At 74.1% G+C, this 22,972-nt stretch carries 20 protein-coding genes; 12 read left to right on the top strand and 8 right to left on the bottom strand.

The genetic code is table 11. The features are described from left to right. Positions 1-36: 36 nt before the first annotated feature. Positions 37-870: a hypothetical protein gene (locus ACIGAN_RS27355; protein WP_399861563.1), complete on the bottom strand. Its 834-nt coding sequence runs from the start codon at positions 868-870 to the stop codon at positions 37-39. 1 nt (position 871) lies between these two features. Next, positions 872-1,420, bottom strand: a complete 549-nt coding sequence (locus ACIGAN_RS27350) for an RNA polymerase sigma factor (protein WP_365098685.1) — start codon at positions 1,418-1,420, stop codon at positions 872-874. A gap of 347 nt (positions 1,421-1,767) precedes the next feature. Here ACIGAN_RS27350 and ACIGAN_RS27345 point away from each other — a divergent pair, with 347 nt between their 5' ends. Beyond that, on the top strand, positions 1,768-2,787 hold the full coding sequence (locus tag ACIGAN_RS27345) for an aspartate-semialdehyde dehydrogenase (protein WP_365098603.1): 1,020 nt from the start codon (positions 1,768-1,770) through the stop codon (positions 2,785-2,787). A gap of 80 nt (positions 2,788-2,867) precedes the next feature. Here ACIGAN_RS27345 and ACIGAN_RS27340 read toward each other — a convergent pair whose 3' ends face one another. Continuing rightward, positions 2,868-3,347 carry a DUF1203 domain-containing protein gene (locus tag ACIGAN_RS27340; protein ID WP_399861561.1) on the bottom strand — a complete coding sequence of 160 codons (480 nt, stop codon included), beginning with the start codon at positions 3,345-3,347 and terminating at the stop codon, positions 2,868-2,870. Positions 3,348-3,518: 171 nt separating this feature from the next. Between ACIGAN_RS27340 and pepN the strand changes: the two genes are divergently transcribed. After that, a complete protein-coding gene (pepN, locus tag ACIGAN_RS27335; RefSeq protein WP_399861558.1) occupies positions 3,519-6,101 on the top strand; it encodes an aminopeptidase N in 2,583 nt (860 codons plus the stop codon). Positions 6,102-6,200: 99 nt separating this feature from the next. Here the strand turns inward: pepN and ACIGAN_RS27330 are convergent, their stop codons facing one another. Beyond that, on the bottom strand, positions 6,201-7,157 hold the full coding sequence (locus ACIGAN_RS27330; protein ID WP_399861555.1) for an EamA family transporter: 957 nt from the start codon (positions 7,155-7,157) through the stop codon (positions 6,201-6,203). 106 nt (positions 7,158-7,263) lie between these two features. On the opposite strand from ACIGAN_RS27330, the gene ACIGAN_RS27325 reads away from it, so the two are divergent. After that, complete coding sequence (locus ACIGAN_RS27325) at positions 7,264-7,776, top strand: MarR family winged helix-turn-helix transcriptional regulator (RefSeq protein ID WP_399861552.1); 513 nt, start codon at positions 7,264-7,266, stop codon at positions 7,774-7,776. 58 nt (positions 7,777-7,834) lie between these two features. Here the strand turns inward: ACIGAN_RS27325 and ACIGAN_RS27320 are convergent, their stop codons facing one another. The 3 genes from ACIGAN_RS27320 to ACIGAN_RS27310 all read right to left on the bottom strand — a co-directional run bounded on the left by ACIGAN_RS27320 (position 7,835) and on the right by ACIGAN_RS27310 (position 10,527). Continuing rightward, positions 7,835-8,122: a hypothetical protein gene (locus ACIGAN_RS27320; RefSeq protein WP_094055522.1), complete on the bottom strand. Its 288-nt coding sequence runs from the start codon at positions 8,120-8,122 to the stop codon at positions 7,835-7,837. Positions 8,123-8,184: 62 nt separating this feature from the next. Further along, positions 8,185-10,269 (bottom strand): 4-alpha-glucanotransferase, encoded by a 2,085-nt coding sequence (gene malQ / locus ACIGAN_RS27315; protein ID WP_399861550.1) that lies wholly within the window; start codon positions 10,267-10,269, stop codon positions 8,185-8,187. Continuing rightward, positions 10,270-10,527 (bottom strand): hypothetical protein, encoded by a 258-nt coding sequence (locus ACIGAN_RS27310; RefSeq protein ID WP_399861548.1) that lies wholly within the window; start codon positions 10,525-10,527, stop codon positions 10,270-10,272. A gap of 221 nt (positions 10,528-10,748) precedes the next feature. Here ACIGAN_RS27310 and ACIGAN_RS27305 point away from each other — a divergent pair, with 221 nt between their 5' ends. The 4 genes from ACIGAN_RS27305 (at position 10,749) to ACIGAN_RS27290 (ending at position 16,272) form a co-directional block, all read left to right on the top strand. Continuing rightward, positions 10,749-13,619: a beta-N-acetylglucosaminidase domain-containing protein gene (locus tag ACIGAN_RS27305; protein ID WP_399861545.1), complete on the top strand. Its 2,871-nt coding sequence runs from the start codon at positions 10,749-10,751 to the stop codon at positions 13,617-13,619. Between the two features lie 90 nt (positions 13,620-13,709). Then, positions 13,710-14,243 carry a PadR family transcriptional regulator gene (locus ACIGAN_RS27300; RefSeq protein WP_365098617.1) on the top strand — a complete coding sequence of 178 codons (534 nt, stop codon included), beginning with the start codon at positions 13,710-13,712 and terminating at the stop codon, positions 14,241-14,243. Then, positions 14,240-14,926: an ABC transporter ATP-binding protein gene (locus ACIGAN_RS27295; protein ID WP_399861541.1), complete on the top strand. Its 687-nt coding sequence runs from the start codon at positions 14,240-14,242 to the stop codon at positions 14,924-14,926. Before ACIGAN_RS27300 ends, ACIGAN_RS27295 begins: the two co-directional genes overlap by 4 nt. Next, complete coding sequence (locus ACIGAN_RS27290) at positions 14,923-16,272, top strand: ABC transporter permease (protein ID WP_399861538.1); 1,350 nt, start codon at positions 14,923-14,925, stop codon at positions 16,270-16,272. The genes ACIGAN_RS27295 and ACIGAN_RS27290 overlap by 4 nt, the downstream gene beginning before the upstream one ends. Before the next feature lie 86 nt (positions 16,273-16,358). Here the strand turns inward: ACIGAN_RS27290 and ACIGAN_RS27285 are convergent, their stop codons facing one another. Beyond that, entirely contained in the window at positions 16,359-16,895 is a 537-nt protein-coding gene (locus tag ACIGAN_RS27285) for an HNH endonuclease (protein WP_030237121.1), read from the bottom strand. Positions 16,896-17,208: 313 nt separating this feature from the next. Here ACIGAN_RS27285 and ACIGAN_RS27280 point away from each other — a divergent pair, with 313 nt between their 5' ends. From ACIGAN_RS27280 to ACIGAN_RS27260, 5 genes are all read left to right on the top strand, one after another. Then, positions 17,209-18,315: a mechanosensitive ion channel family protein gene (locus ACIGAN_RS27280; RefSeq protein WP_365098623.1), complete on the top strand. Its 1,107-nt coding sequence runs from the start codon at positions 17,209-17,211 to the stop codon at positions 18,313-18,315. Between the two features lie 204 nt (positions 18,316-18,519). Then, entirely contained in the window at positions 18,520-19,731 is a 1,212-nt protein-coding gene (locus ACIGAN_RS27275) for an ROK family transcriptional regulator (RefSeq protein WP_399861535.1), read from the top strand. A gap of 56 nt (positions 19,732-19,787) precedes the next feature. Then, positions 19,788-21,125 carry an ABC transporter substrate-binding protein gene (locus ACIGAN_RS27270; protein WP_399861532.1) on the top strand — a complete coding sequence of 446 codons (1,338 nt, stop codon included), beginning with the start codon at positions 19,788-19,790 and terminating at the stop codon, positions 21,123-21,125. A gap of 3 nt (positions 21,126-21,128) precedes the next feature. Continuing rightward, positions 21,129-22,073: a carbohydrate ABC transporter permease gene (locus ACIGAN_RS27265; protein ID WP_365098629.1), complete on the top strand. Its 945-nt coding sequence runs from the start codon at positions 21,129-21,131 to the stop codon at positions 22,071-22,073. After that, positions 22,070-22,969, top strand: a complete 900-nt coding sequence (locus ACIGAN_RS27260) for a carbohydrate ABC transporter permease (RefSeq protein ID WP_365744794.1) — start codon at positions 22,070-22,072, stop codon at positions 22,967-22,969. Before ACIGAN_RS27265 ends, ACIGAN_RS27260 begins: the two co-directional genes overlap by 4 nt. The last annotated feature ends 3 nt before the right edge of the window (positions 22,970-22,972 follow it).

Genomic DNA, 22,972 nt, shown 5'->3' with positions numbered 1-22,972 from the left:
TCCGGCCGGACACCCGCCCCTTTGCCGTTGCCCGGCTCACTCCTCGCAGGTGGTCCGCTCCGCCGACGGCAGCGCCGGGACGATCCAGGCCCGCTCGCGTGCGATCCGCCGCTCGCCGTGCGCCCAGAGGTCCGGGGTCGCGGCCCCGGGGCGGATGCCGACCAGCAGGCGGTCGCCCACGGCCGGCCGGGGCCAGGAGCCCCTCGTCACGCGGAAGGTGACCTCGCCCTCGCTCCGGGCGGGCTTGTAGGAGCGCGTCACATCGAGCGTGACACGGTCCTCGCCGCCCTCCGGCCCCGGCGCCACCGAGCCGACCGTGCCCTCGACGACCAGCTCGGCGCAGGCGAGGTAGGCCGGGCCGCGCGGGGTGGCGGCCTTGTCCGCCGCGCTCCCGCTCTCCCCGCTGGCCGCCGAGGTGTCGGCCGAGCTCCCCTCGTGCGAGACGAGCCGGCCCAGGCCCAGTGTCGCGCCGGCCAGAGCGGCCGCGGCGGCCAGGCCGAGGGCGGTGGCCCTGATCCCCGGATGCCGGGACCATCTCCCGGCCCCTGCCGCGGTCCGCGGCTCCGTGCCGCCCCCGTGCCCCGGCCGCTGCCCGGCGCCTCGCGGGCCGCGCCCGGCGACGCCGCGCCGGGGCCACGGGCGCCGGCGGGCCGCGCGCGGTGCCCCGGCCGGACGCGCCGCCTCCCCCGCGTCCGCCAGCGCGTCCCCGACGAGGCCCAGCTGCTCGCGCAGCAGGGCCACGTCCGCCCGGGCCGCGCGGTGCTCCGCCCGGGCGGCGGCGTCGGCGTCCTGGGGCAGCGGCTCGCCCGTGATGGCGGCCATCAGCGGGTCGCCGTCCGCGCCGCCCGCCTCGCTGTGGTACCGGGCCACGTCACACCACCTCGTCCTCGTGCAGGCGGGCGCGCAGGGCCCGCACCGCCGTGTGCAGCCGGCTCTTGACCGTGCCCTCCGGGACGCCGAGCTGCTCGGCGATGGAGCGGACCGGCAGGTCGGCGTAGAAGCGCAGGACGACGACCTGCCGCTGGGCGGCCGGCAGCTCGTCCAGGCCCTGGGCGACCGCGACGGACAGCACGCTGGTGTCCTCCCCGGAGGGATGTTCCAGCTGCCGCAGCGCGGCCAGCCGCTCGCCGAGCCGCTCCTGGCGGCGCTTGGCCCGGTGCCAGTCCATGGCCAGGTTGGAGGCGACGACCGCCGCCCACGCCGAGACGTTCCGCGGCGCCTCCCGGCCACTGGCCGCCCGCTCCAGCAGCCGCAGGCGGACCTGCTGCACCCCGTCCGGCAGGTCCGCCTGCGGCACTCCCCCGAGCGCGAGCACCGCCCGCACCCGGCGTTCCTGCGCCGCGTCCAGCGGATCGGCCTCGCCCGGCGGATCGTCCCCGGCGTGCCCTTCCCGGCCGCGCCGGTCCCTTCCGCGCAGCAGCACAAGCCACCCCCCTCACCGTGTTTGTCCTACGACGCCGGCACGGCCCGGAACGTTCGGCCGTCCTCGCGCCGGTTTCCGGCAGCCGGCCGAGGCATACGTCACACTCCCGTGTGGCCGGGACCCGCATGGGCAGGCGAGCTTGCGGTCCACGGCCCCCGCGGGACGAATTCCTGCAGTTCAGCGGGGTCGGCACCGCAGGTCCGCGACCATCGTGCGGGCCGCGCCGTCCCACGTGCCGGGCAGACCGGGCAAAGAAGTGGACAGACGGGGCGTGGTCGGCCGCATGATGGAAAAGCCTCGGCCAAGCAACGAGCACGTGAAGAGACGCAGGAGAGGGAGTCACCGTGAGGGTCGGAATCGTCGGAGCCACCGGACAGGTGGGCACGGTCATGCGCAGGATCCTCGCGGAGCGGAACTTCCCGGTCACCGAGCTGCGCCTGTTCGCCTCGGCCCGCTCGGCGGGCACGGAGCTGGACGGCGTGACGGTGGAGGACGCGGCGACCGCCGACTACACGGGCCTGGACATCGTGCTGTTCTCCGCGGGCGGTGCCACCTCCCGGGCGCTGGCCGAGAAGGTCGCCTCCCAGGGCGCCGTCGTGATCGACAACTCCTCCGCCTGGCGCAAGGACCCGGAGGTCCCGCTGGTCGTCTCCGAGGTCAACCCGCACGCGATCGCGAACCGCCCCAAGGGCATCATCGCCAACCCGAACTGCACGACGATGGCCGCGATGCCGGTCCTGCGTCCGCTGCACGCCGAGGCGGGCCTGCAGGCCCTGGTCGTCGCCACGTACCAGGCCGTCTCCGGTTCCGGTCTCGCGGGCGTCGCCGAGCTGCACGGCCAGGTGCAGAAGGTCGCCGCCGACGCCGACAAGCTCACCCACGACGGTGAGGCGGTCGACTTCCCGGAGCCCGGCGTCTACAAGCGCCCCATCGCGTTCAACGTGCTGCCGCTGGCCGGTTCGATCGTCGACGACGGCCTGAACGAGACCGACGAGGAGCAGAAGCTCCGCAACGAGTCCCGCAAGATCCTGGAGATCCCCGGGCTGAAGGTCTCCGGCACCTGCGTGCGCGTCCCGGTCTTCTCCGGCCACTCCCTCCAGGTCAACGCCCGCTTCGCCCGCCCGATCACCCCCGAGCGCGCCACGGAGCTGCTGCGGCACGCCCCCGGTGTCGAGCTCTCCGACATCCCCACCCCGCTGCAGGCCGCGGGCAAGGACCCGTCCTACGTCGGCCGTATCCGCGCCGACGAGACGGTGGAGCACGGCCTGTCGTTCTTCGTCTCCAACGACAACCTCCGCAAGGGCGCGGCGCTGAACGCCGTGCAGATCGCGGAGCTGGTGGCCCAGGAGCTGTCCGCCGCGTAGGGCGGCGGCGCCCCACGCACAGCGGGGCGGTCACCTCCGGCCGGGGGTGACCGCCCCGAGCGCTGTGCGGGCCCGTCCCGTCAGGGCCGGCGCACCTCGTACAGGAAGCAGCCGTACTCCACCGCCCGGACGTGCACGAGCGCCACGTCCGGGTCCGCGAAGGCCTCGGTGAAGGCCGCCCCGAAGGCCGCGGGCTCCTCGACCAGCCGCCCGCCGAGGATGCGCCCGTCGGCGGAGTAGCGGCGGACCGTGCGGTGACTGTTCGTGAAGGGCAGGGCGCCGGCGGCGTACCCCGCACAGGGCTCGGCGTGGATGAAGACCGGCCCCTGCTCGTCGTACGGCCCCGGGTCCGCCCCGGTGGCGGACGCCCAGCGGCGCAGGGGCGCGTAGGAGACCAGGGCGATGCGTTCGCCGGGTGCGCTGCGGCGCAGGCAGCAGCGCAGCGGGGCGCCGCCCTCCGGGTCGGTGAAGCCGGCGGTGGGACGGCCAGCGTCGTCGGCCGTGCGCAGTTCCTTCAGGGCCCGGGGGTCGATGGGGCGTGCGGTGTACGTCGTCGTCATGGTCCCCAGGGTCGGGCGCGCGGGGCGGGATGACCGGCGGTTTCCGGACCTCGTGTCCGCCGGGGCCGGCCGTCCCCCGAGGGGTATCCCTACCGATGGCCCCGGTCGTCGCCCGACGCCGAGCCGCCGTGGAAAGATGACGCAACCCACCCATAACGAGGAGATGACCGCGTGCCTGGCACAAACCTGACCCGCGAAGAGGCGCAGCAGCGGGCGCAGCTGCTCGCCGTTGACTCGTACGAGATCGAACTCGACCTCTCCGGCGCGCAGGAGGGCGGCACCTACCGGTCCGTGACCACGGTGCGCTTCGACGTCGACGCCGACAACGGCGCGGAGACGTTCATCGACCTGGTCGCTCCGGCCGTGCACGAGGTGACGCTGAACGGGGACGCGCTCGACCCCGCCGAGGTCTTCGCGGACTCCCGGATCGCCCTGCCCGGTCTGCTGCGGGGCCGCAACATCCTCCGGGTGGTCGCCGACTGCGCCTACACCAACAGCGGTGAGGGTCTGCACCGGTTCGTCGACCCGGTCGACGACCAGGCCTACCTCTACACCCAGTTCGAGGTGCCCGACGCCCGCCGGGTGTTCGCCAGCTTCGAGCAGCCGGATCTCAAGGCGACCTTCCAGTTCACCGTGAAGGCGCCGGAGGGCTGGACCGTCGTCTCGAACTCGCCGACGCCCGAGCCGCAGGGCAACGTCTGGGCCTTCGCGCCGACGCCGCGCATCTCGACGTACATCACGGCGCTGATCGCCGGCCCGTACCACTCGGTGCACAGCGTGTACGAGAAGGACGGCCAGTCCGTCCCGCTCGGCATCTACTGCCGTCCCTCGCTGGCCGAGTACCTCGACTCGGACGCCATCTTCGAGGTGACCCGGCAGGGCTTCGAGTGGTTCCAGGAGAAGTTCGACTACGCCTACCCGTTCGAGAAGTACGACCAGCTGTTCGTGCCGGAGTTCAACGCGGGCGCGATGGAGAACGCGGGCGCGGTGACCATCCGCGACCAGTACGTGTTCCGCTCGAAGGTGACGGACGCGGCGTACGAGACGCGCGCGGAGACCATCCTGCACGAGCTGGCCCACATGTGGTTCGGCGACCTCGTGACCATGGAGTGGTGGAACGACCTGTGGCTGAACGAGTCGTTCGCCACCTACACCTCCATCGCCTGCCAGGCCGCCGCGCCCGGCTCGCGCTGGCCGCACTCGTGGACGACGTTCGCCAACTCCATGAAGACCTGGGCGTACCGGCAGGACCAGCTGCCCTCGACGCACCCGATCATGGCGGACATCCGCGACCTGGACGACGTGCTCGTCAACTTCGACGGCATCACGTACGCCAAGGGTGCCTCCGTGCTGAAGCAGCTCGTCGCCTACGTGGGTGAGGACGAGTTCTTCCGGGGCGTGCAGGCCTACTTCAAGGCGCACGCCTTCGGCAACACGCGCCTGTCGGACCTGCTGGGGGCGCTGGAGGAGACCTCCGGCCGCGATCTGAAGACCTGGTCGAAGAAATGGCTGGAGACGGCCGGCATCAACGTGCTGCGCCCGCAGATCGAGACGGACGCCGACGGCGTGATCACCTCGTTCGCCGTCCGCCAGGAGGCCCCGGCCCTGCCCGCCGGCGCCAAGGGCGAGCCGACGCTGCGCCCGCACCGGATCGCCGTCGGCCTGTACGACCTCGACGCCGGCAGCGGCAAGCTGGTGCGCACCGAGCGCATCGAGCTGGACGTCGACGGGGAACTGACCGCCGTGCCGCAGCTGTCCGGCAGGCGCCGCCCGGCCGTGGTCCTGCTCAACGACGACGACCTGTCGTACGCGAAGGTGCGCCTGGACGAGGAGTCCCTGGCCGTGGTCACCGAGCACCTGGGCGACTTCGAGTCCTCCCTGCCGCGCGCCCTGTGCTGGGCGTCCGCGTGGGACATGACCCGCGACGCCCAGCTGGCGGCCCGCGACTACCTGTCGCTGGTGCTGTCCGGCATCGGCAAGGAGTCCGACATCGGTGTCGTGCAGTCGCTCCAGCGGCAGGTGAAGCTGGCCATCGACCTGTACGCCGACCCGGCCGCCCGCGAGACGCTGCTGGCCCGCTGGACCGACGCGACGCTGGCCCACCTGCGGTCGGCCGCGCCCGGCAGCGACCACCAGCTGGCGTGGGCGCGCGCGTTCGCCGCGACGGCCCGCACGCCGGAGCAGCTGGACCTGCTGGACGCGCTGCTGGACGGCTCGCAGAGCGTCGAGGGCCTGGTCGTCGACACGGAGCTGCGCTGGGCGTTCGTGCAGCGGCTGGCCGCGGTGGGCCGGTTCGACGAGGCGGAGATCGCGGCCGAGTACGAGCGCGACCGCACCGCTGCCGGTGAGCGGCACGCCGCCACGGCCCGGGCCGCCCGGCCGACCGCGGAGGCGAAGGCGGAGGCGTGGGCGTCGGTCGTCGACTCCGACAAGCTGCCGAACGCGGTGCAGGAGGCGGTCATCGGCGGCTTCGTCCAGACCGACCAGCGCGAGCTGCTCGCCCCGTACGCGGACCGGTACTTCGAGGTGGTCAAGGGCATCTGGGAGTCCCGCTCCCACGAGATGGCCCAGCAGATCGCGATCGGCCTCTACCCGGCCGTGCAGGTCTCCCAGGAGACCCTGGACAAGACGGACGCGTGGCTGTCCTCCGCCGGACCGAACGCGTCCCTGCGCCGGCTGGTCTCGGAGTCCCGCGCGGGCGTCGAGCGCGCCCTGCGCGCCCAGCGCGCGGACGCGGCGGCGGCCGGCCGGTAGCGGCTCGGTTCCACCAGCGGCACCGACGAGGGGCGCCCGGCCTGTGCCGGGCGCCCCTTCGGCCGTCGTACCCCCCGCCTGCCCGAGCGCGCCCCTCTTCTACCGCCGCACCGCGCCGGCCGCCACGTCCCGGCGTTCCCTGCCGGCCGGAGCGTCCCGGGGCTTCGTTCCGGCGACCGCGCGGGCGCCGGGACCGCCGCCCCGCCCGGTGAACTGCCCCGCCACCGTCGCGCCGAGCGCCAGTGCCATGCCCACCAGCTGCACCGGCGTCAGCGCCTGGCCGAGTGCCGCCCAGCCGACCACGGCCGCGGTCAGCGGGGAGAGCGGCCCGAGGAAGGTGACCTGCGTGGCGGTCATGCGGCCGATGCCGCGGAACCACAGCCAGTAGGCGACCGCCGTGTTGGCGAGGGCGAGGTAGAGGTAGCCGCCGGCCGCCCGGCCGTCCAGGGCCGGGGGCGCGCCCTCCACCAGGAAGGCGAGCGGCGCGATGAGCAGGCCGCCGGCGGTCAGCTGCCAGCCGGTGAGCGCCAGCGGCCCGACCCCGGCGGGACGCCCCCAGCGCTGGGTGAGGACCGTGCCCGCGGACATGGAGAGCGTGGCCGCGAGGGCCGCCAGCAGGCCGAGCGCGTCCAGCGCCCCGGCCGCGCGCAGCACGACGAGGCTGACGCCGAACGCGGCCACGGCCCCGGTGAGCAGCGTGCGCCGGGTCGGCCGCTGCCCCAGCAGCAGCGCCGCGAGCGCGGCGACGAACAGCGGCCCCGCCGAGCCGACGACCGCCGCCATGCCGCCGGGCAGCCGGTACGCGGAGAGGAACAGCAGGGGGAAGAAGGCGCCGATGTTCAGCGCGCCGAGCACCGCCGCCTTCGCCCACCAGATCCCGCGCGGCAGGGTCCGGGCGAGGGCGAGCAGCAGCAGACCGGCGGGCAGAGCGCGCATCAGGCCGGTGAACAGGGGGCGGTCGGCCGGGAGGAACTCGGTGGTGACGGCGTAGGTGGTGCCCCAGGAGACGGGGGCCAGGGCGGTGAGGGCGATGAGAGCCGGGCGGGAGACGGCCATGCGGGACACCCTTCCAAGTAGGTCGGTAGGAAGTAGCTTAGCGCTAAGCTACTTTCCGTCAAGCTACTTTCTTGCGGGTGACCGGAAGGGCCCCGATACTCCTGCCATGAGTGAACGCCCCCAGCAGCGCAGGGACCCCGTCGACGCGATCATCGAGCAGTGGGCGCGGGTACGGCCCGACCTCGACACCACCGCCATGGAGGTCTTCGGCCGGATCAACCGGATCGCGCACGCGATGGGGGAACGGGCCACGAAGGTCTACGCGACGTTCGGGATCTCCCGCGGGGAGTTCGACGTCCTGGCCACCCTGCGCCGCTCCGGGGAGCCCTACACGCTCTCGCCCCGGCAGCTCTCGGCGACGCTGATGCTCACCACCGGCGGCATGACGGGCCGGCTCGACAAGCTGGAGCGGGCGGGGCTGCTGCGCCGCTCCCCCGACCCGCACGACCGGCGCGCCCTGCACGTGACGCTCACCGACGAGGGCCTCGCGCTGGTCGACGAGGCGGTCGGGGCGGGGCTCGCGGTGCAGACGCAGGCGCTGTCCGCGCTCGGCGCCGAGCAGGCCGAAGCCCTGGCCGGCCTGCTGCGGGACCTGCTGTCGGGGGCGGACCGCCCCTGACACCACCGAGGGCGCCGTCGCGGTGACCGCGACGGCGCCCTCGGCGAGAAATCCCTGATCAGGCCTTGACTTCGGTCTTCGCGTCGGCCTTGGTGGTGATGTTGGAGCTCGTCGGGTCCTTCTTCTTGTGCGACTTGTCGCCGACCATCACCAGTCCGGCGATGACCAGGTACAGCACGATCGGGGCCACGACGAAGAGACCCAGCGTCTCGATGACGCTCAGGCCCGTGCCGGGGTCGTCACCGTCGTCGCGCGTGAGCGCGGAGGCGGGGGACGACATGAGCAGCATCATCAGCGTCGTTCCGGCTGCCAGGGCGCCGGCGCGCAGGGCGTTCTTCTTGTCCACGGTGTCAAAGTATCCAACGCCGCCCCGGGCCGCGCGCCCGGGGTGCCGTAAGGGGCCCGGCGTCAGGATCCGCCCTCCCTGAGCACCTCCGTCAGCGCGCGCAGCCGCGGCGAGGCCGCCAGTTCCTCCAGCGTCACCGGGCGCCCCTCGGCGTCCGCGATCGGCAGGCGCCAGTTGGGGTACTGGTCCCAGGTCCCCGGGAGGTTCTGCGGGCGGCGGTCGCCCACCCCGTCGGGGAGCCAGACGCCGACCATGCGGGCCGGGGTGCGCAGCAGGAAGCGGTGGACGGCCTGGATCTGCGCCTCCTCCGAGGAGGTGTCGGTGCCGCCGCCGGTGCCGCGCAGCAGGCCGAGTTCGGACAGCAGGGACAGCCACTCCGCCGTGTCGGCGGCCGCCTCGGCGCGCTCCTCGGCGAGCGGACGGGTCAGCAGCCCGAGACTGTCGCGGAGCTCCACGTGCTCGCCGGTGAGACGGGCCGCGGTGGAGGGCAGGTCGTGGGTGGTGGCGGTGGCCAGGCAGTCCGCGCGCCAGCTCTCCGGGGCCAGGGGGCGGCCGTCGCCCTCCCAGTCGCGTTCGAACCACAGCACGGACGTGCCGAGCACCCCCCGCTCGCGCAGCGCCTCGCGCACCCCGGGCTCGACGGTGCCGAGGTCCTCGCCGATCACCAGCGCTCCGGCCCGGGAGGCCTCCAGGACCAGCACCGCGAGCATGGCTTCGGCGTCGTAGCGGACGTAGGTGCCCTCGGTGGGCGGATGGCCCTGGGGGACCCACCACAGGCGGAACAGGCCCATGACGTGGTCGATGCGCAGGGCCCCGGCGTAGCGGAACAGGGCGCGCAGCAGCTCGCGGAAGGGGGCGTAGCCGGAGTCGGCCAGGCGGTCGGGCCGCCAGGGCGGCAGGCCCCAGTCCTGGCCGCGGGCGTTGAAGGCGTCCGGCGGGGCGCCGACCGACATGCCTGCGGCGAAGTACTCCTGCTGCGCCCAGGCGTCGGCCCCCGCGGGGTGCACGCCGACCGCCAGGTCGTGGACGATGCCGACGGGCATGCCCGCCTCGCGCCCGGCGCGCTGCGCGGCGGTGAGCTGGCTGTCGGTGAGCCAGGCGAGCCGGGAGAAGAAGTCGATCCGGTCCATCAGGCCGTTGCGGGCGCGGGCCGTCTCGGCCGAGCGGGGGTCGCGCAGGCCGCTGGGCCAGCGGTGCCAGTCCGGGCCGTGCACCTCGGCGAGGGCGCACCAGGTGGCGTGGTCCTCCAGGGCCCGGCCCTGCCCGGCGAGGAAGTCGCAGTAGGCGGCGCGCCTGCCGGGACCGAGGGGAACCTCACAGAGCAGTTCGAGCGCCTCGCGCTTGAGTTCCCAGACGGCGTCCCGGTCGATCAGCGCGCCCTGGTGCAGCACCGCCTCGCGCAGCCGGGCCGCCCGCTCCAGCAGGGCGCGCAGCCGGCCGGGGTCCTCGACGTGGGCGGCCTCGGGCACGTCCTCGATCCGCAGGTGCACGGGGTCGGGGAAGCGGCGCGAGGAGGGGCGGTAGGGGGAGGGGTCGGTGGGGGCGCCGGGCACGGCCGCGTGCAACGGGTTGACCTGGACGAAGCCGGCGCCGAGCGACCGCCCGGCCCAGCCGGCCAGTTCGGCGAGGTCGCCGAGGTCGCCCATGCCCCAGGACCGGCGGGAGAGCAGGGAGTACAGCTGGACGAGCAGTCCGTACGAACGGCCGGGGGCGGCGGGCAGGCGCTCCGGCGCGGCGATCAGGTGGGCGTGGGCCGTGCGGCCGTCGGGGGCCGTGGCGGTCAGCCGGTGGACGCCGGGCGGCAACTGCTCGGCCGAGGCGCGCGTCTCGCCCTGCTCGGTCTCGACGCGCAGCCGGGTCCCCTCGGGCAGGGCGGCCAGGGCGGCCGGGGGGTTCGCGCCCCAGGCGACGACGGTCGGCGGCAGCAGCCGTGCGCCCAGTTCGCGCTCCCGGGCGGCGAGCGCGGCGCGGACGGCGCCGGGCGTGCTCGCGTCCACGCCGAGCGCGGCCAGGGCGAGGGTGACCGCGGTGGCCGAGGCCGCGACGGTGCGGTCCGGCGAGGGGCTGTAGGAGGGGGCGACGCCGTACAGGACGGCGAGGCGGGACAGGTCCTCGGGGAGCGGTTCGGCCGGCCGGGGAGCGGTCATCTAGAGCCTCGTGTGGTCCGGGACGAAGGCGGGGGGCTCGCTGGTCAGGGGGGCGGCTTCGGCGAGCGGCGGCTCGCTGGTCAGGGGCTCGGCGTCCGGCAGCGGCGGCTCGCTGGTCAGCGGCGCCTCGGTGCAGGCGCTCTCGGAGCTGAAGACGCAGTACCGCGGGTCGTGGCGGGGGGCGTCGAGGTCGGCGGACGGGTCGTCCGCCACGGGTTTGGACGGGGCCGGGAGCGGAAGGAACGTCATCGCAGCCACGGGGCCTCCTTTTCGGGTGCGGCTTACGGGTCATCGCAGCCCTACCCAGTCGGCGGGCGGGCAGACGCCCCGCGCCGGACATCGTGCTCCTGCTCACATCCCGCTCCCCTGCACTCCTTCCACATTCCGGCGAAAGCAGTCACATCGGCCACTGTCGTTGACACCTTCGCCGGGTCGGTGGTGGGCTCGTTCCGCCGGTCGGACACACCTGGAGGAGGCCTGTGGGACTGCGGCGCGGGAAGCGGGCGGCGGCCCTCGCGGTCGCCGTCGTGGCCGGAAGCCTCGGGGCCGTGCCCGCCGCGGTGGCGGCCCCGCCCCCGCCCGGCCCGGCCGTCGCGCCGGCCCCCGGTGTCACCGACGCGGGCCCGTCCGTCCGGCCGCGTCCGCAGTCCCTGCGCGGGAACGGCGCGCCCGTCGCCGTGCCGGACCGGGTCGCGCTGCTCACCGATGCACACGCCGATCCGTACGCCCTCGACGCACTGCGCGCGCTCCTGCGCCACGCCGGGGCACGCCGGATCACCGACACCGCCGAGCCGGGCGCCCTGGTGGTGCGCGCGCGGACGGAACCCGCCCGCCCCGGCGACCGGCACGCCCTGCCCGCCGGGGGCTACGAGCTGTCGGTGGGCGTCGGCGGTGTCCGGCTCACCGGCACCGGCGCGGACGGCCTGTTCCACGCCGTGCAGACGCTGCGGCAGCTCCTGCGCCCGGACGGGCGGATCACGGCGGCCGTCGTGCGCGACTGGCCCGGCACCGCCGTCCGCGGGGTCACCGAGGGGTTCTACGGCACCGCGTGGACGCACCGGCAGCGGCTGGCGCAGCTCGACTTCCTGGGGCGCACCAAGCAGAACCGCTATCTGTACGCCCCGGGCGACGACCCGTACCGGCAGGCCCGCTGGCGCGAGCCGTACCCGGCGGCGCAGCGGGCCGCGTTCCGGGAGCTGGCCGAGCGGGCGCGCCGCAACCACGTCACACCGGGCTGGGCGGTGGCCCCGGGCCAGGCGATGTGCTTCTCCTCCGACGACGACGTGCGCGCGCTGACGCGGAAGCTGGACGCGATGGGGGCGCTGGGGTTCGGGGTCTTCCAGCTCCAGTTCCAGGACGTGAGCTACAGCGAGTGGCACTGCGAGGCGGACGCCGAGCGGTTCGGCTCCGGGCCCGGGGCGGCCGCCCGGGCGCAGGCACGGGTGGCGAACGCCCTCGCCCGGCACCTGGCTGGGCGGCATCCCGGCGCCCCGCCGCTGTCCCTGATGCCCACCGAGTACTACGAGGACGGCGCGACCGACTACCGGCGGGCCCTGGCGGACGCGCTGGCCGAGGGGGTCGAGGTGGCCTGGACGGGCGTCGGGGTGGTGCCCCGCACCATCACGGGCCGCGAACTGGCCGAGGCACGCCGGGCGTTCGGGCACCCGCTGGTGACGATGGACAACTACCCGGTCAACGACTACGCCCCCGGCCGGCTCTTCCTGGGCCCGTACCAGGGGCGCGAGCCGGCCGTCGCGGCCGGTTCGGCCGCCCTGCTCGCCAACGCCATGCAGCAGCCGGAGGCGTCCCGCATCGCGCTGTTCACCGCCGCCGACTACGCCTGGAACCCGCGCGGCTACCGGCCCGACGAGTCCTGGCGGGCCGCGATCGCCGACCTGGCGGGCGGGGACCGGCGCCGCGAGCAGGCCCTGGCGGCGCTCGCCGGGAACGACGCCTCGTCGGTGCTGGACGAGGAGGAGTCCGCCTACCTGCGGCCGCTGACCGAGGCGTACTGGCGGTCCCGCGCGACGGGCGGGCCGGGCGGCGGCGACGCCGCGCGGCGGCTGCGGCAGGCCTTCACCGTGCTGCGCGAGCTGCCCGCGCGGCTGGCGGGCACCGGCCTGGCCCGGGAGGTCGCGCCCTGGGCGGACCAGCTGTCCCGCTACGGCGAGGCGGGCACGGAGGCGCTCGGCATGCTGGACGCGCAGAGCGCCGGGGACGCGGCGGCGGCCTGGACGGCGTACCGCGGGCTCGGGGCGCTGCGCGACGACCTCCAGTCGGCCCGCGTCGAGGTCGGCACGGACGTGCTGGACGCGTTCCTGCAGCGGGCGCAGAAGGCGTACACGGCCTGGTCGGGCATCGACCACGAGCCGCCCCGCAACCCCGGCGACGGCCGTACCCTGCGCTTCTCGCAGGCCCGCCCGCTGACCGCCCTGACCGTCCTGGCCGACCCGGGCACGCGGGGCCGGGTCGAGGTGCGGCTGCCGGGGCGGGGCTGGCGTGAGGCCGGCCGGCTGGACGCGTCGGGGGCGACGGAGGTGCGGCTGCCGGGCGGGGCCGGGCAGAAGGTGGACGCCGTGCGCGTCGAGGGCCCCGCTCCCGCCCGGGTGCGCCACCTGGTCCCCTGGTTCGCGGACGCGCCCGCCACCTCCCTGGGCCTGGACCGGGACCTCGCGGACGTGGAGAGCGGCCGCACCGAGCGGCTGACGGCGCGCCTGGACTCCCTGCGGCCCGCCGGCACGCGCGGCCGGCTCGCCGTCGAGGCACCGCGGGGCGTGCGGGTGCGGGTGGAGCGCGCCGAGCGGGTGGTGCCGCGCGGCACGACCGTCGAGGTGCCGGTCGAGGTGACCGTGGAGCGCGGCGCGCGCGGTGCCCCGACGCGGTCCTACGACGTCCGGCTGCGCTTCGCCGGAGCGGAGCGCACCCTCACCGTCCGGGCGTTCCCGCCCACCGGCGGTCCCGACCTGGCCCGCACCGCGACGGCCCGCTCCTCGGCCGACGAGACGCCCGGCTTCCCCGCGTCGGCGGCGAACGACGGCGACCCGGGTACCCGCTGGTCGTCCCCGCCCGACGACGGCGCCTGGTGGCAGCTGGAGCTGCCCCGCCCGGCGCGGCTCGGGCGGCTCGTGCTCCGCTGGCAGGACGCCCACCCCTCCGCCTACCGGGTCCAGGTCTCGCCGGACGGCCGCCGCTGGCGGACGGCGGCCACGGTCCGCGACAGCCGGGGCGGCCGCGAGACCGTCCGCCTGGACGAACGGGACGTGCGCGTGGTCCGCGTCCAGGGCGACAAGCGCGCCACGCCGTACGGCTACTCGCTGTGGTCGGTGGAGGCCTACGCGGTCACGGAGTGACCTGGAACGGGATCCCGGGGCGAGCGCCCGCGCGAGCTTTTCGGCGCCCACTATTCACTCAGTACATGTACTGAGTACATAATGATCGCCATGAGCACCCGCCACATCCTGCTGGGCCTGCTCGCCACGGGTCCGAGCCACGGCTACGACCTCAAGCGACGCCACGACGAACGCTTCCCGCAGGCCCGCCCGCTCGCCTACGGGCAGGTCTACACGACCTTGCAGCGCCTCGTCCGCGACGGCCTCGCCGAGGTCGACGGCACCGACTCGGACGGCGGCCCGGAGCGGACGGTCTACCGCTCGACCGGCGAGGGGACGCGCGAGCTGTCCCGCTGGGCGGCGCAGATCGCACCGCCCGCGCCCTTCGTGGCGAACGAGATCTTCGCCAAGGTCGTGGTCGCGATCCTCTCCGGCGGCGACCCGGCCGGGTACCTGAGCGCCCAGCGCGCCGCCCACATGGAGCGGATGCGGGAGCTGACCGCCCTCAAGGCGGCCCCGGGCGCCGACCTGGCCACCGTGCTCTCGGCCGACTACGCCCTCAACCACCTCGACGCCGATCTCCGCTGGATGAACACCACGGCGGCCCGGCTCACCACCCTGACCGCGGAGGTCGACGCAACATGAACAGACCCGTGCCCCTCCTCACGGCCCGTGGCCTCGTCAAGACGCACGGCGGCACACCCGCCCTGCGCGGCGCGTCGGCCGAGCTGCACGCCGGGGAGATCCTCGCCGTCACCGGCGCGAGCGGCAGCGGCAAGTCGACGCTGCTGCACTGCCTGGCCGGGATCGTCCGGCCGGACGAGGGCTCGGTCACCTACGACGGCCGGCGGCTGGAGGAGCTGTCCGAGCAGCGGCTGAGCACGCTGCGGCGCACCGAGTTCGGCGTGGTGTTCCAGTTCGGCCAGCTCGTCCCCGAGCTGACGGTCCTGGACAACGTCGCCCTGCCCCTGCTGCTGGCCGGCACCGGCCGGGCCGCCGCCCGGGCCCGGGCCGGTGCGTGGCTGGAGCGCTTCGGGGTGCTCGGGCAGGGGGAGCTGCGCCCGGGTGAGCTGAGCGGCGGCCAGGCCCAGCGGGCGGCGCTGGCCCGGGCCCTGGTCACCGGCCCGCGGGTGGTCTTCGCCGACGAGCCGACGGGAGCCCTGGACTCCCTCGCGAGCGAGCAGGTCATGACGGCCCTGGTCCACACCGCCCGCGAGGCGGGCACGGCGGTCCTGCTCATCACGCACGACGCCCAGGTGGCGGCCTACGCGGACCGGGAGATCCGGCTGCGGGACGGCGCGGTGGCGGCGCTGGGGGTGACGGCATGACACCCCTGCGCTCCGATCTGCGCCTGGCCTGGCAGCTCACCCGGGGCTCCGGCCGCGGCGAGTGGTGGCGGATCGCGCTGACGGCGGCCGGGGCGGCCCTCGCGACGGGGTTCGCGCTGACCGCCGCCGCCCTGGCGGCACTGCGCGGCACCTACCGCGTGCCCGTCGCCCACGGCCTGCTGGACCAGCCGGGCACGCGGTCGGGCGTGATCGTCGGCCTGCTGCTCCTGCTCGTCCCGGTGCTCGGGTTCCTCGGCCAGTGCGCCCGGATCGGGGCGGTGCACCGGGACCGGCGGCTGGCCGGGCTGCGGCTGGCCGGGGCGACGCCCTGGCAGGTGCGCCGGATCGCCGCGCTGGAGACCGGCCTGGCCTGCCTGCTGGGCTCGGCGGTCGCCGCCTGCTGCGCGGTGCCGCTGCTGCTGCGCTGGTGGGAGCGGCCCGGCGCCCCGGCCTGGGCCGGGATCGTCCTGGTCGCGCTCGCCGTGCCGCTGCTGGGCGCGGTGGCGGGCGGGCTCGCGCTGCGCCGGGTGGTGGCCGACCCGCTCGGCCGGGTGCGCCGGACCGGGCCGCGCGGCGGACGGGGACCGGGCCTGCTGTTCCTGGCCGGGCTGTGCCTCGTCGGCCTGGTGGGTGCGCTCACCGTGTCCGGCGCGTCCACCACCGGGGCCGACCGGCCCGCCGGTGCGCCGCTGCTCGCGGTGCTGGGCGCGGCCGTCGCGGCCGGCGCGGGCGCGGTGTGGCTCTCCGGCGCCGCCGCCGGGGCGACCGGCCGGCTCCTCGCGGCCCGGGCCCGTTCGGCGGCCGCCCTGATCGCCGCCGAGCGGCTGCGCGACGACCCCTGGGCCGCCGCCCGCACCCACGCGGCCGTGCTGCTGGTGACGGTCGCCGGGACCGGCTTCCTGGGCATCCGGCGGGTCCTCGGGGACGTGGTGCGCTCCAGGGAGGACCTCGACGCGTCGTTCTACCTGGCCGGCCTCGATCTCGCCGGCGCGGCGGTCGCCGTCGCCCTCGCCCTCGCCCTGTCCGCGCTGGCCGTCGGCACCGCCGAGTCCGTGGCCGCCCGCCGCCGGACGCTGGCCGCGCAGGTGGCCGGCGGGGTGCCGCGCGCGGTGCTGGGCCGGGCCCTGCTGCTGGAGACCGCGCTGCCGCTGGCCCCCGCGCTGCTGCTCGCGGGCGTGGGCGGGACGGCCGTCGGCGCCTGGTACGCCCAGCTCGCGGGCCGGCCGGTCCCCTGGGCGATCGCCCTGGTGCCCCTCGCCGCCTACGCCGCCTGCCTGCTGGCCGCGGCCGGCTCACTGCCCCTGCTGCGCCGCTCGGTGCGCCCCGGGGAGCTGCGGTACGCGTGAGCGAACGCGCCTGAGGGCCCGGGGGAACGGGGGTTCCCCGGGCCCGGCGGGTGCCGCGCGTACCTACACGAAAGCCCGGATCGTCGTCAGGCGGAAATGCCGTCGATCCGGGCCAGGGCGTCGTCCGCGCCGTACGGCTGCAAGTACGGCAGCCAGCGCGGGTCCCTGTGGCCGGTCCCGATGATGCGCCAGGCCAGGCCGGTGGGCGGGGCGGGTTTGTGGCGCAGCCGCCAGCCGATCTCGACCAGATGCCGGTCGGCCTTCACGTGGTTGCAGCGGCGGCAGGACGCCACCACGTTGTCCCAGACGTGCTTGCCCCCGCGGCTGCGCGGGATCACGTGGTCGACGCTGGTTGCGACGCCACCGCAGTACATGCACCGGCCCCCGTCGCGGGCGAACAGCGCGCGCCGGGTGAGGGGAACGGGCCCCCGGTAGGGGACCCGCACGAATCGCTTGAGCCGGACCACGCTGGGTGCGGGGACTGTGACGGTCGCGCTGTGCAGATAGGCGCCGGACTCCTCGAGGCAGACGGCCTTGTTCTCGAGGACGAGGACGAGCGCGCGGCGGAGCGGTACGACGCCTAGCGGCTCGTACGACGCGTTGAGGACCAGGACATGCGGCACGGATGCCTCCTTGGACGCCGGCGGCGCGTGGCTCGCGCCGGGACGATTCGTAGTCAGTCTCCCCTCATGCCTGGTGGAAGCGCCACCATGTCCCCGTAACGGGCTGGGAGTGTTTTCGACCACATCTGGAGGATCCCCCGGATCATGGCCTGTTCAAGCGCAGGTGAGTCCGGTCTCTCCTTCACACATTCGTCAAAGGCACACACAATGCCCCGTTAGTGTGGTGGTTCTGCCCCTTCGGTGACCCAGCCGTGACCTTGACCCCCGTGAACCACCGCACCGGGGCAGACCGCTGCACCTGGAGGTACCTGCCGTGTCCCTGTCCGTCGTGGACGCCGTCCTGTCGGCCGCCGGCCCGTCACCGTCGCCGTCGCCCACTCCCTCGGATACGCAGTCCCCGAGAGTGCCCTCGCTCCAGGACGCCCAGGAGAGCGCGACGAACGCCGCCGGCTGGGTCGAGCAGAACTGGTCGACCTGGCTCGCGATCGGCCTGCAGGTCCTGCTGGTCCTGGTCATAGCGGCCGTGCTGAGGGTCGCGGTGCGGCGGGCGATCACCAAGCTCATCGACCGCATGAGCCGCACGGCGCAGAGCTCGGACGGGAGCCCGCTGGGCGGTCTTCTGGTCAATGTCGAACGGCGCCGCCAGCGCTCGCAGGCGATCGGTTCGGTGCTGCGCTCGGTGGCCAGCTTCCTCATCATGGGCACCGCCGCCCTGATGATCCTGTCCGCGTTCAACATCAACCTGGCCCCGCTGCTGGCCTCCGCCGGTGTCGCGGGCGTGGCGATCGGCTTCGGCGCGCGCAACCTGGTCACCGACTTCCTCTCGGGCGTCTTCATGATCCTGGAGGACCAGTACGGCGTCGGCGACACGATCGACGCGGGTGTCGCCTCCGGCGAGGTGATCGAGGTGGGTCTGCGCGTGACCAAGCTGCGCGGTGACGACGGCGAGATCTGGTACGTCCGCAACGGCGAGGTCAAGCGCATCGGCAACCTCTCCCAGGGCTGGGCGACGGCCAACGTGGACGTCACGGTCGCCGCCTCCGAGGACCTGGACAAGGTCAAGGCCACGCTCGACGAGGTCGCCGAGAAGATGGGCGCCGAGGAGCCCTGGAACGAGCTGCTGTGGGGCCCGGTCGAGGTCCTCGGCCTGGACAGCGTGCTGCTGGACTCGATGGTCGTGCGGCTGTCGGCCAAGACCATGCCGGGCAAGTCGCTGACCGTGGAGCGGGAGCTGCGCTGGCGGGTGAAGCGGGCCTTCGACGCGGCGGACATCCGGATCGTCGGCGGCGCCACGGCCCCGGTGGAGGAGACGCCCGCGGATCCGACGGCGGGGATGGCCGCGCCGTCGGTGTACGCCAGCACCACCTCACCGCAGTCCCAGGCGGCGACGCCCCTGACGCCGCCGAACGTCACCAAGTAGCGGTCCGCACCGCACGGAGGGCTCCCGGCAGCGCCGGGGGCCCTCCGTCGTTTCCGCCACCCCCCTTTTCCCGGGCTCTTGACGCCGCCCTTCCGGCGCCCTACCGTCCTCGCATCCGATAGGTAAGTTTCCTAACAATGGTCGGTGGACTTCCCTCCCCGATCACTGAGAAGCTGAGCAGCCGAAGGGCAGGTGTGGACACGCATGGCAGGATTCGCCGGAACGCCGGGCACCCCGCGCGTCCTGCGCGCCATGAACGACCGGGCCGCCCTGGACCTGCTGCTGGAGCACGGGCCGCTGTCCCGCACGCGGATCGGCAAGCTCACCGGCCTGTCCAAGCCGACCGCCTCCCAGCTGCTGGCCCGCCTGGAGGCGGCGGGCCTGGTCCTGGCCACCGGCACCACCGAGGGCCGCCCGGGGCCGAGCGCCCAGCTCTACGAGGTCAACCCGGCGGCCGGGCACGCCGCCGGACTCGACGTCACCCCCCAGCGGATCCTCGCCGCGGTCGCCGACATCACCGGCCGCACGATCGGCCGCTTCGAACTGCCCACGCCCGGCCGGCGCACCGGCACCCCGGTCGTCCAGCAGGTCACCGACGCCCTGGACGGCGCGGTGAAGGCGGCGGGGCTGGCCCGCGACGACATCCACCGCCTGGTCATCGGCACCCCCGGCGCCTTCGACCCCACCACGGGCCGCCTGCGCTACGCCTCCCACCTGCCCGGCTGGCACTCCCCCACCCTCCTGGACGAGCTCGCCGCCGCCCTGCCGATGCCGTTCGAGTACGAGAACGACGTCAACCTGGTGGCGCTCGCCGAACAGCGCCTGGGCGCGGCCCGGGGTCACGCGGACTTCGTGCTGCTGTGGAACGAGGAGGGCCTGGGCGCCGCCCTGGTCCTCGGTGGCCGGCTGCACCGCGGCTGGACCGGCGGCGCCGGCGAGGTCGGCTTCCTGCCGGTGCCCGGCGCGCCCCTGGTCCGCCAGGTCACCAAGGCCAACAGCGGCGGCTTTCAGGAGCTGGCCGGCTCCCAGGCCGTCCCGCGCCTGGCCCGTGACCTCGGCATCGGCGACATCCCCCAGGGCCCGTACGCCGAGGTCGCCGCGCAGTTGCTGGCCCGGGCGGCGCGGTCCGGCGACGACGCCCACCGCGACCTGCTGAAGACGTACGCGACCCGCCTGGCCACCGGTCTGGCCTCCCTCGTCTCGGTCCTCGACCCCGAGCTGGTCGTCCTGGGCGGCGCGGCCCTCACCTCGGGCGGGGAGCCGCTGCGCGCCCTCGTCCAGGCCGAGCTGGAGGAACTGGCCGCGTCCCGCCCGCGCTTGGTCGTGGGCGACGTCCGTGAACACCCCGTGCTGCGCGGCGCGCTGGAGAGCGCGCTGGCGACGACACGGGACGAGGTCTTCGACACCTCCCGCTGACCCCACCCCCTGCTCGCGTTCCCCCTTCCTTCCCCCGTACCTCAGGGAGCTTCGCCATGCCCGGAATGCCCCGAAAAGCGGCCCTCACTCTCGCCGCCTCCGCCTCCCTCGCGCTCCTCGCCACCGCCTGCACCGGCCAGCCGGACTCCGGCGCGAGCGACGACGCCTCCCAGGAGACGACCCTCACCTTCTGGCACGCGTGGAGCGCGCCCTCGGAGGTGAAGGCCGTCCAGGACCTGGTCGCCGGTTTCGAGAAGGCGCACCCGAACATCCACGTCGACGTCGTCGGCAACATGACCGACGACAAGATCAACCAGGCCCTGCGCGCCGGCGGCAGCAAGGCCCCGGACGTGATCTCGTCGTTCACCACGAACAACGTCGGCAAGTTCTGCTCCTCCGGGGCGCTGGTGGACCTCAACCCCTTCTTCGACAAGTCGGGCGTCGACCCGCGGAAGACCTTCCCGAAGGCCATGAACGAGTACACGCAGTTCGAGGGCAACCGCTGCGCCGTCCCCCTGCTCGGCGACGCCTACGGCCTCTACTACAACAAGACGGCCTTCGAGAAGGCCGGCATCACCGCCCCGCCGAAGACCTGGTCGGAGTTCGAGCGGGTCGCCAAGAAACTGACGATCCCTCAGGGCGACAGCTACCGGCAGCTCGGCTTCATGCCGAACTACCACGGCTGGGAGACCACCACCGAGCACTACCTCGGCCAGTTCTCCCCCACCTACTTCGCCCAGGACGGCACGTCGAACGTCGGCAAGGACCCCGCCTTCGAGAAGGCGTTCCGCACGCAGAAGAAGCTGGTCGACACCCTCGGCGGCTACCGCAAGTTGGAGACCTACCGCTCCGGGCTCGGCGACGAGTGGGGCCCCAAGCACCCCTTCCACACCGGCCAGGTCGCGATGCAGCTGGACGGCGAGTGGCGCCTGGGCATGGCGCTCGAGGCCGAGCCCGGGTTCGAGATCGGCGTGGCCCCGCTGCCCGTCCCCGACGACCAGGCCGACCAGTACGGCAAGGGCTACATCACCGGCACGATCGCCGGCATCGCCGCGACCAGCAGGAAGCAGAACGCGGCCTGGGAGCTGGTGAAGTACATGACCACCGACACCGACGCGGTGGTGGACTTCTCCAACGCGATCCACAACGTGCCCTCGACGCTCGCGGCACTGAAGTCCCCCGAACTGAAGTACGACCCGCGCTTCAAGACGTTCCTGGAGATCGCCGCGAACCCGCACTCCACGACGGCTCCCGCCTCGGTCAACGGCGGCGTCTACCTCACCACGATCCAGCAGTTCGGCTACGACTACGAAAGCGGCAAGGCCACCGACCTCAAGGCGGGGCTGCGGAAGGCGGCCCGGCAGATCGACACGGACATCGCGCAGGCGAAGTAGCCCATGAGCACCCTCACGCTGCGCGCGAAACGGCGCCGCTCGGCCCTGCGCACCTTGGCGTTCCTGTCCCCCTGGCTGATCGGCTTCTCGGTCTTCTTCGCCTACCCCCTGCTGTCCACCGTCTACTTCTCCTTCATGCGCTACGACGGCTTCAAGCCGCCGGTGTGGGTGGGCACGAGGAACTGGGCGTACGTCTTCGAGCACTACCCGCTGTTCTGGCCCGCCCTGCGCAACACCCTGTGGCTGGTCGTCGTCATGGTCACGCTGCGGGTCGTCTTCGGCCTGGGCGTCGGCCTGCTGATCACCCGGATCAGGACGGCCACGGGCGTCTTCCGCACCCTGTTCTACCTGCCCTACCTGGCCCCGCCCGTGGCGGCCACGATGGCCTTCGCCTTCCTCCTCAACCCCGGCACGGGTCCCGTCGACTCGATCCTGGAGCGCGTGGGCCTGCCCGCGCCGGGCTGGTTCAACGACCCCGCCTGGTCGAAGCCGGCCCTGACCCTGCTGGCCCTGTGGGGCATCGGCGACCTCATGGTCATCTTCATGGCGGCGCTGCTGGACGTGCCGAAGGAGCAGTACGAGGCGGCCGAACTGGACGGCGCCTCCCCCTGGCAGCGCTTCCGGTACGTCACCCTCCCGAACATCTCCCCGATCGTCATGTTCGCGGTGGTCACGGGCGTGATCCAGACGATGCAGTACTACACCCAGCCGCTGATCGCCGGGAAGGTCGCCTCGGGCGTGATCCAGGGCGCGGGCACCCAGTTCGAGCCCGGCTACCCGGACAAGTCCACCCTGACCCTCCCCCAACTCGTCTACAACCTGGGCTTCCAGCGCTTCGACTACGGCTCCGCCTGCGTGGTCGCCCTGGTCCTGTTCGCCCTCTCCATGGCCTTCACGGCACTTCTGATGCGCCGCAGGGGCGGCCTGATCCAGGCAGGTGAGCGATGACCCGGGTACTCGACCGGCCCCCGGAGCCGACGAAGGCGGCGCCTGACACGCCCGCGCACCGCACGGCCCGCCGCAGGGCGCTCCTGGAATGGACGGCGGTCCACTCCCTGGGCATCGCCGCCGCCCTGTTCTTCACGCTCCCCTTCGTCTTCGTCCTGCTGACCTCCCTGATGAGCGACAGCCAGGCGCTCAGCCGCGACCTGGTCCCGCGCACCTGGGAGTGGGGCAACTACGCCAGGGTCTTCGACACCCCGGGCTTCCTCACGTGGTGGCGCAACACCCTGCTCTACGCGGGCCTGGGCACGGTCCTCACGGTCGTCTCCTCGGTCCCCGTCGCCTACGCCCTGGCCAAGTTCCGCTTCCGGGGCCGCAATCTGGCCCTGATGCTGGTCATCTCGATGATGATGCTGCCGCCGCAGGTGGTCGTCGTCCCGATGTACCTGTTCTGGGCCAAGCAGCTGGATCTGTCCGGCACGCTGTGGCCGCTGATCGTCCCCATGGCATTCGGCGACGCGTTCTCGATCTTCCTGCTGCGCCAGTTCCTCACCACGATCCCCGACGAGTACGTGGACGCGGCCAGGGTGGACGGCTGCGGCGAACTGCGCACCCTGATCAGGGTCGTTCTGCCGATGGCCCGGCCGGGTATAGCCGCGGTGGCGCTCTTCCAGTTCTTCTACGCGTGGAACGACTACTTCGGACCGCAGATCTACGCCTCGGACAACCCGGGCGCCTGGACGCTCTCGTACGGCCTGGAGTCGTTCAAGGGCGCCCACCACACCGACTGGAACCTCACCATGGCCGCCACCGTGCTGGTCATGGCCCCCGTGATCCTCGTGTTCTTCTTCGCCCAGAAGGCGTTCGTCGAGGGTGTCACGCTCACCGGAGTAAAGGGTTAGAAC

Origin of the sequence: Streptomyces sp. NPDC085931 (assembly GCF_044540565.1) — a bacterium.
Lineage (GTDB): Bacteria > Actinomycetota > Actinomycetes > Streptomycetales > Streptomycetaceae > Streptomyces.
Note: the sequence above shows the minus strand (reverse complement) of the source record. Positions and strands in the feature narration are given on the sequence as shown.

Coding starts and splice junctions, on each gene's coding strand:
- ACIGAN_RS27325 (WP_399861552.1), top strand. CDS start 7,264: ATGAGTGAACGCCCCCAGCAGCGCAGGGACCCCGTCGACGCGATCATC.
- ACIGAN_RS27340 (WP_399861561.1), bottom strand. CDS start 3,347: ATGACGACGACGTACACCGCACGCCCCATCGACCCCCGGGCCCTGAAG.
- malQ (WP_399861550.1), bottom strand. CDS start 10,269: ATGACCGCTCCCCGGCCGGCCGAACCGCTCCCCGAGGACCTGTCCCGC.
- ACIGAN_RS27300 (WP_365098617.1), top strand. CDS start 13,710: ATGAGCACCCGCCACATCCTGCTGGGCCTGCTCGCCACGGGTCCGAGC.
- ACIGAN_RS27270 (WP_399861532.1), top strand. CDS start 19,788: ATGCCCGGAATGCCCCGAAAAGCGGCCCTCACTCTCGCCGCCTCCGCC.
- ACIGAN_RS27290 (WP_399861538.1), top strand. CDS start 14,923: ATGACACCCCTGCGCTCCGATCTGCGCCTGGCCTGGCAGCTCACCCGG.
- ACIGAN_RS27265 (WP_365098629.1), top strand. CDS start 21,129: ATGAGCACCCTCACGCTGCGCGCGAAACGGCGCCGCTCGGCCCTGCGC.
- ACIGAN_RS27295 (WP_399861541.1), top strand. CDS start 14,240: ATGAACAGACCCGTGCCCCTCCTCACGGCCCGTGGCCTCGTCAAGACG.
- ACIGAN_RS27260 (WP_365744794.1), top strand. CDS start 22,070: ATGACCCGGGTACTCGACCGGCCCCCGGAGCCGACGAAGGCGGCGCCT.
- ACIGAN_RS27330 (WP_399861555.1), bottom strand. CDS start 7,157: ATGGCCGTCTCCCGCCCGGCTCTCATCGCCCTCACCGCCCTGGCCCCC.
- ACIGAN_RS27275 (WP_399861535.1), top strand. CDS start 18,520: ATGGCAGGATTCGCCGGAACGCCGGGCACCCCGCGCGTCCTGCGCGCC.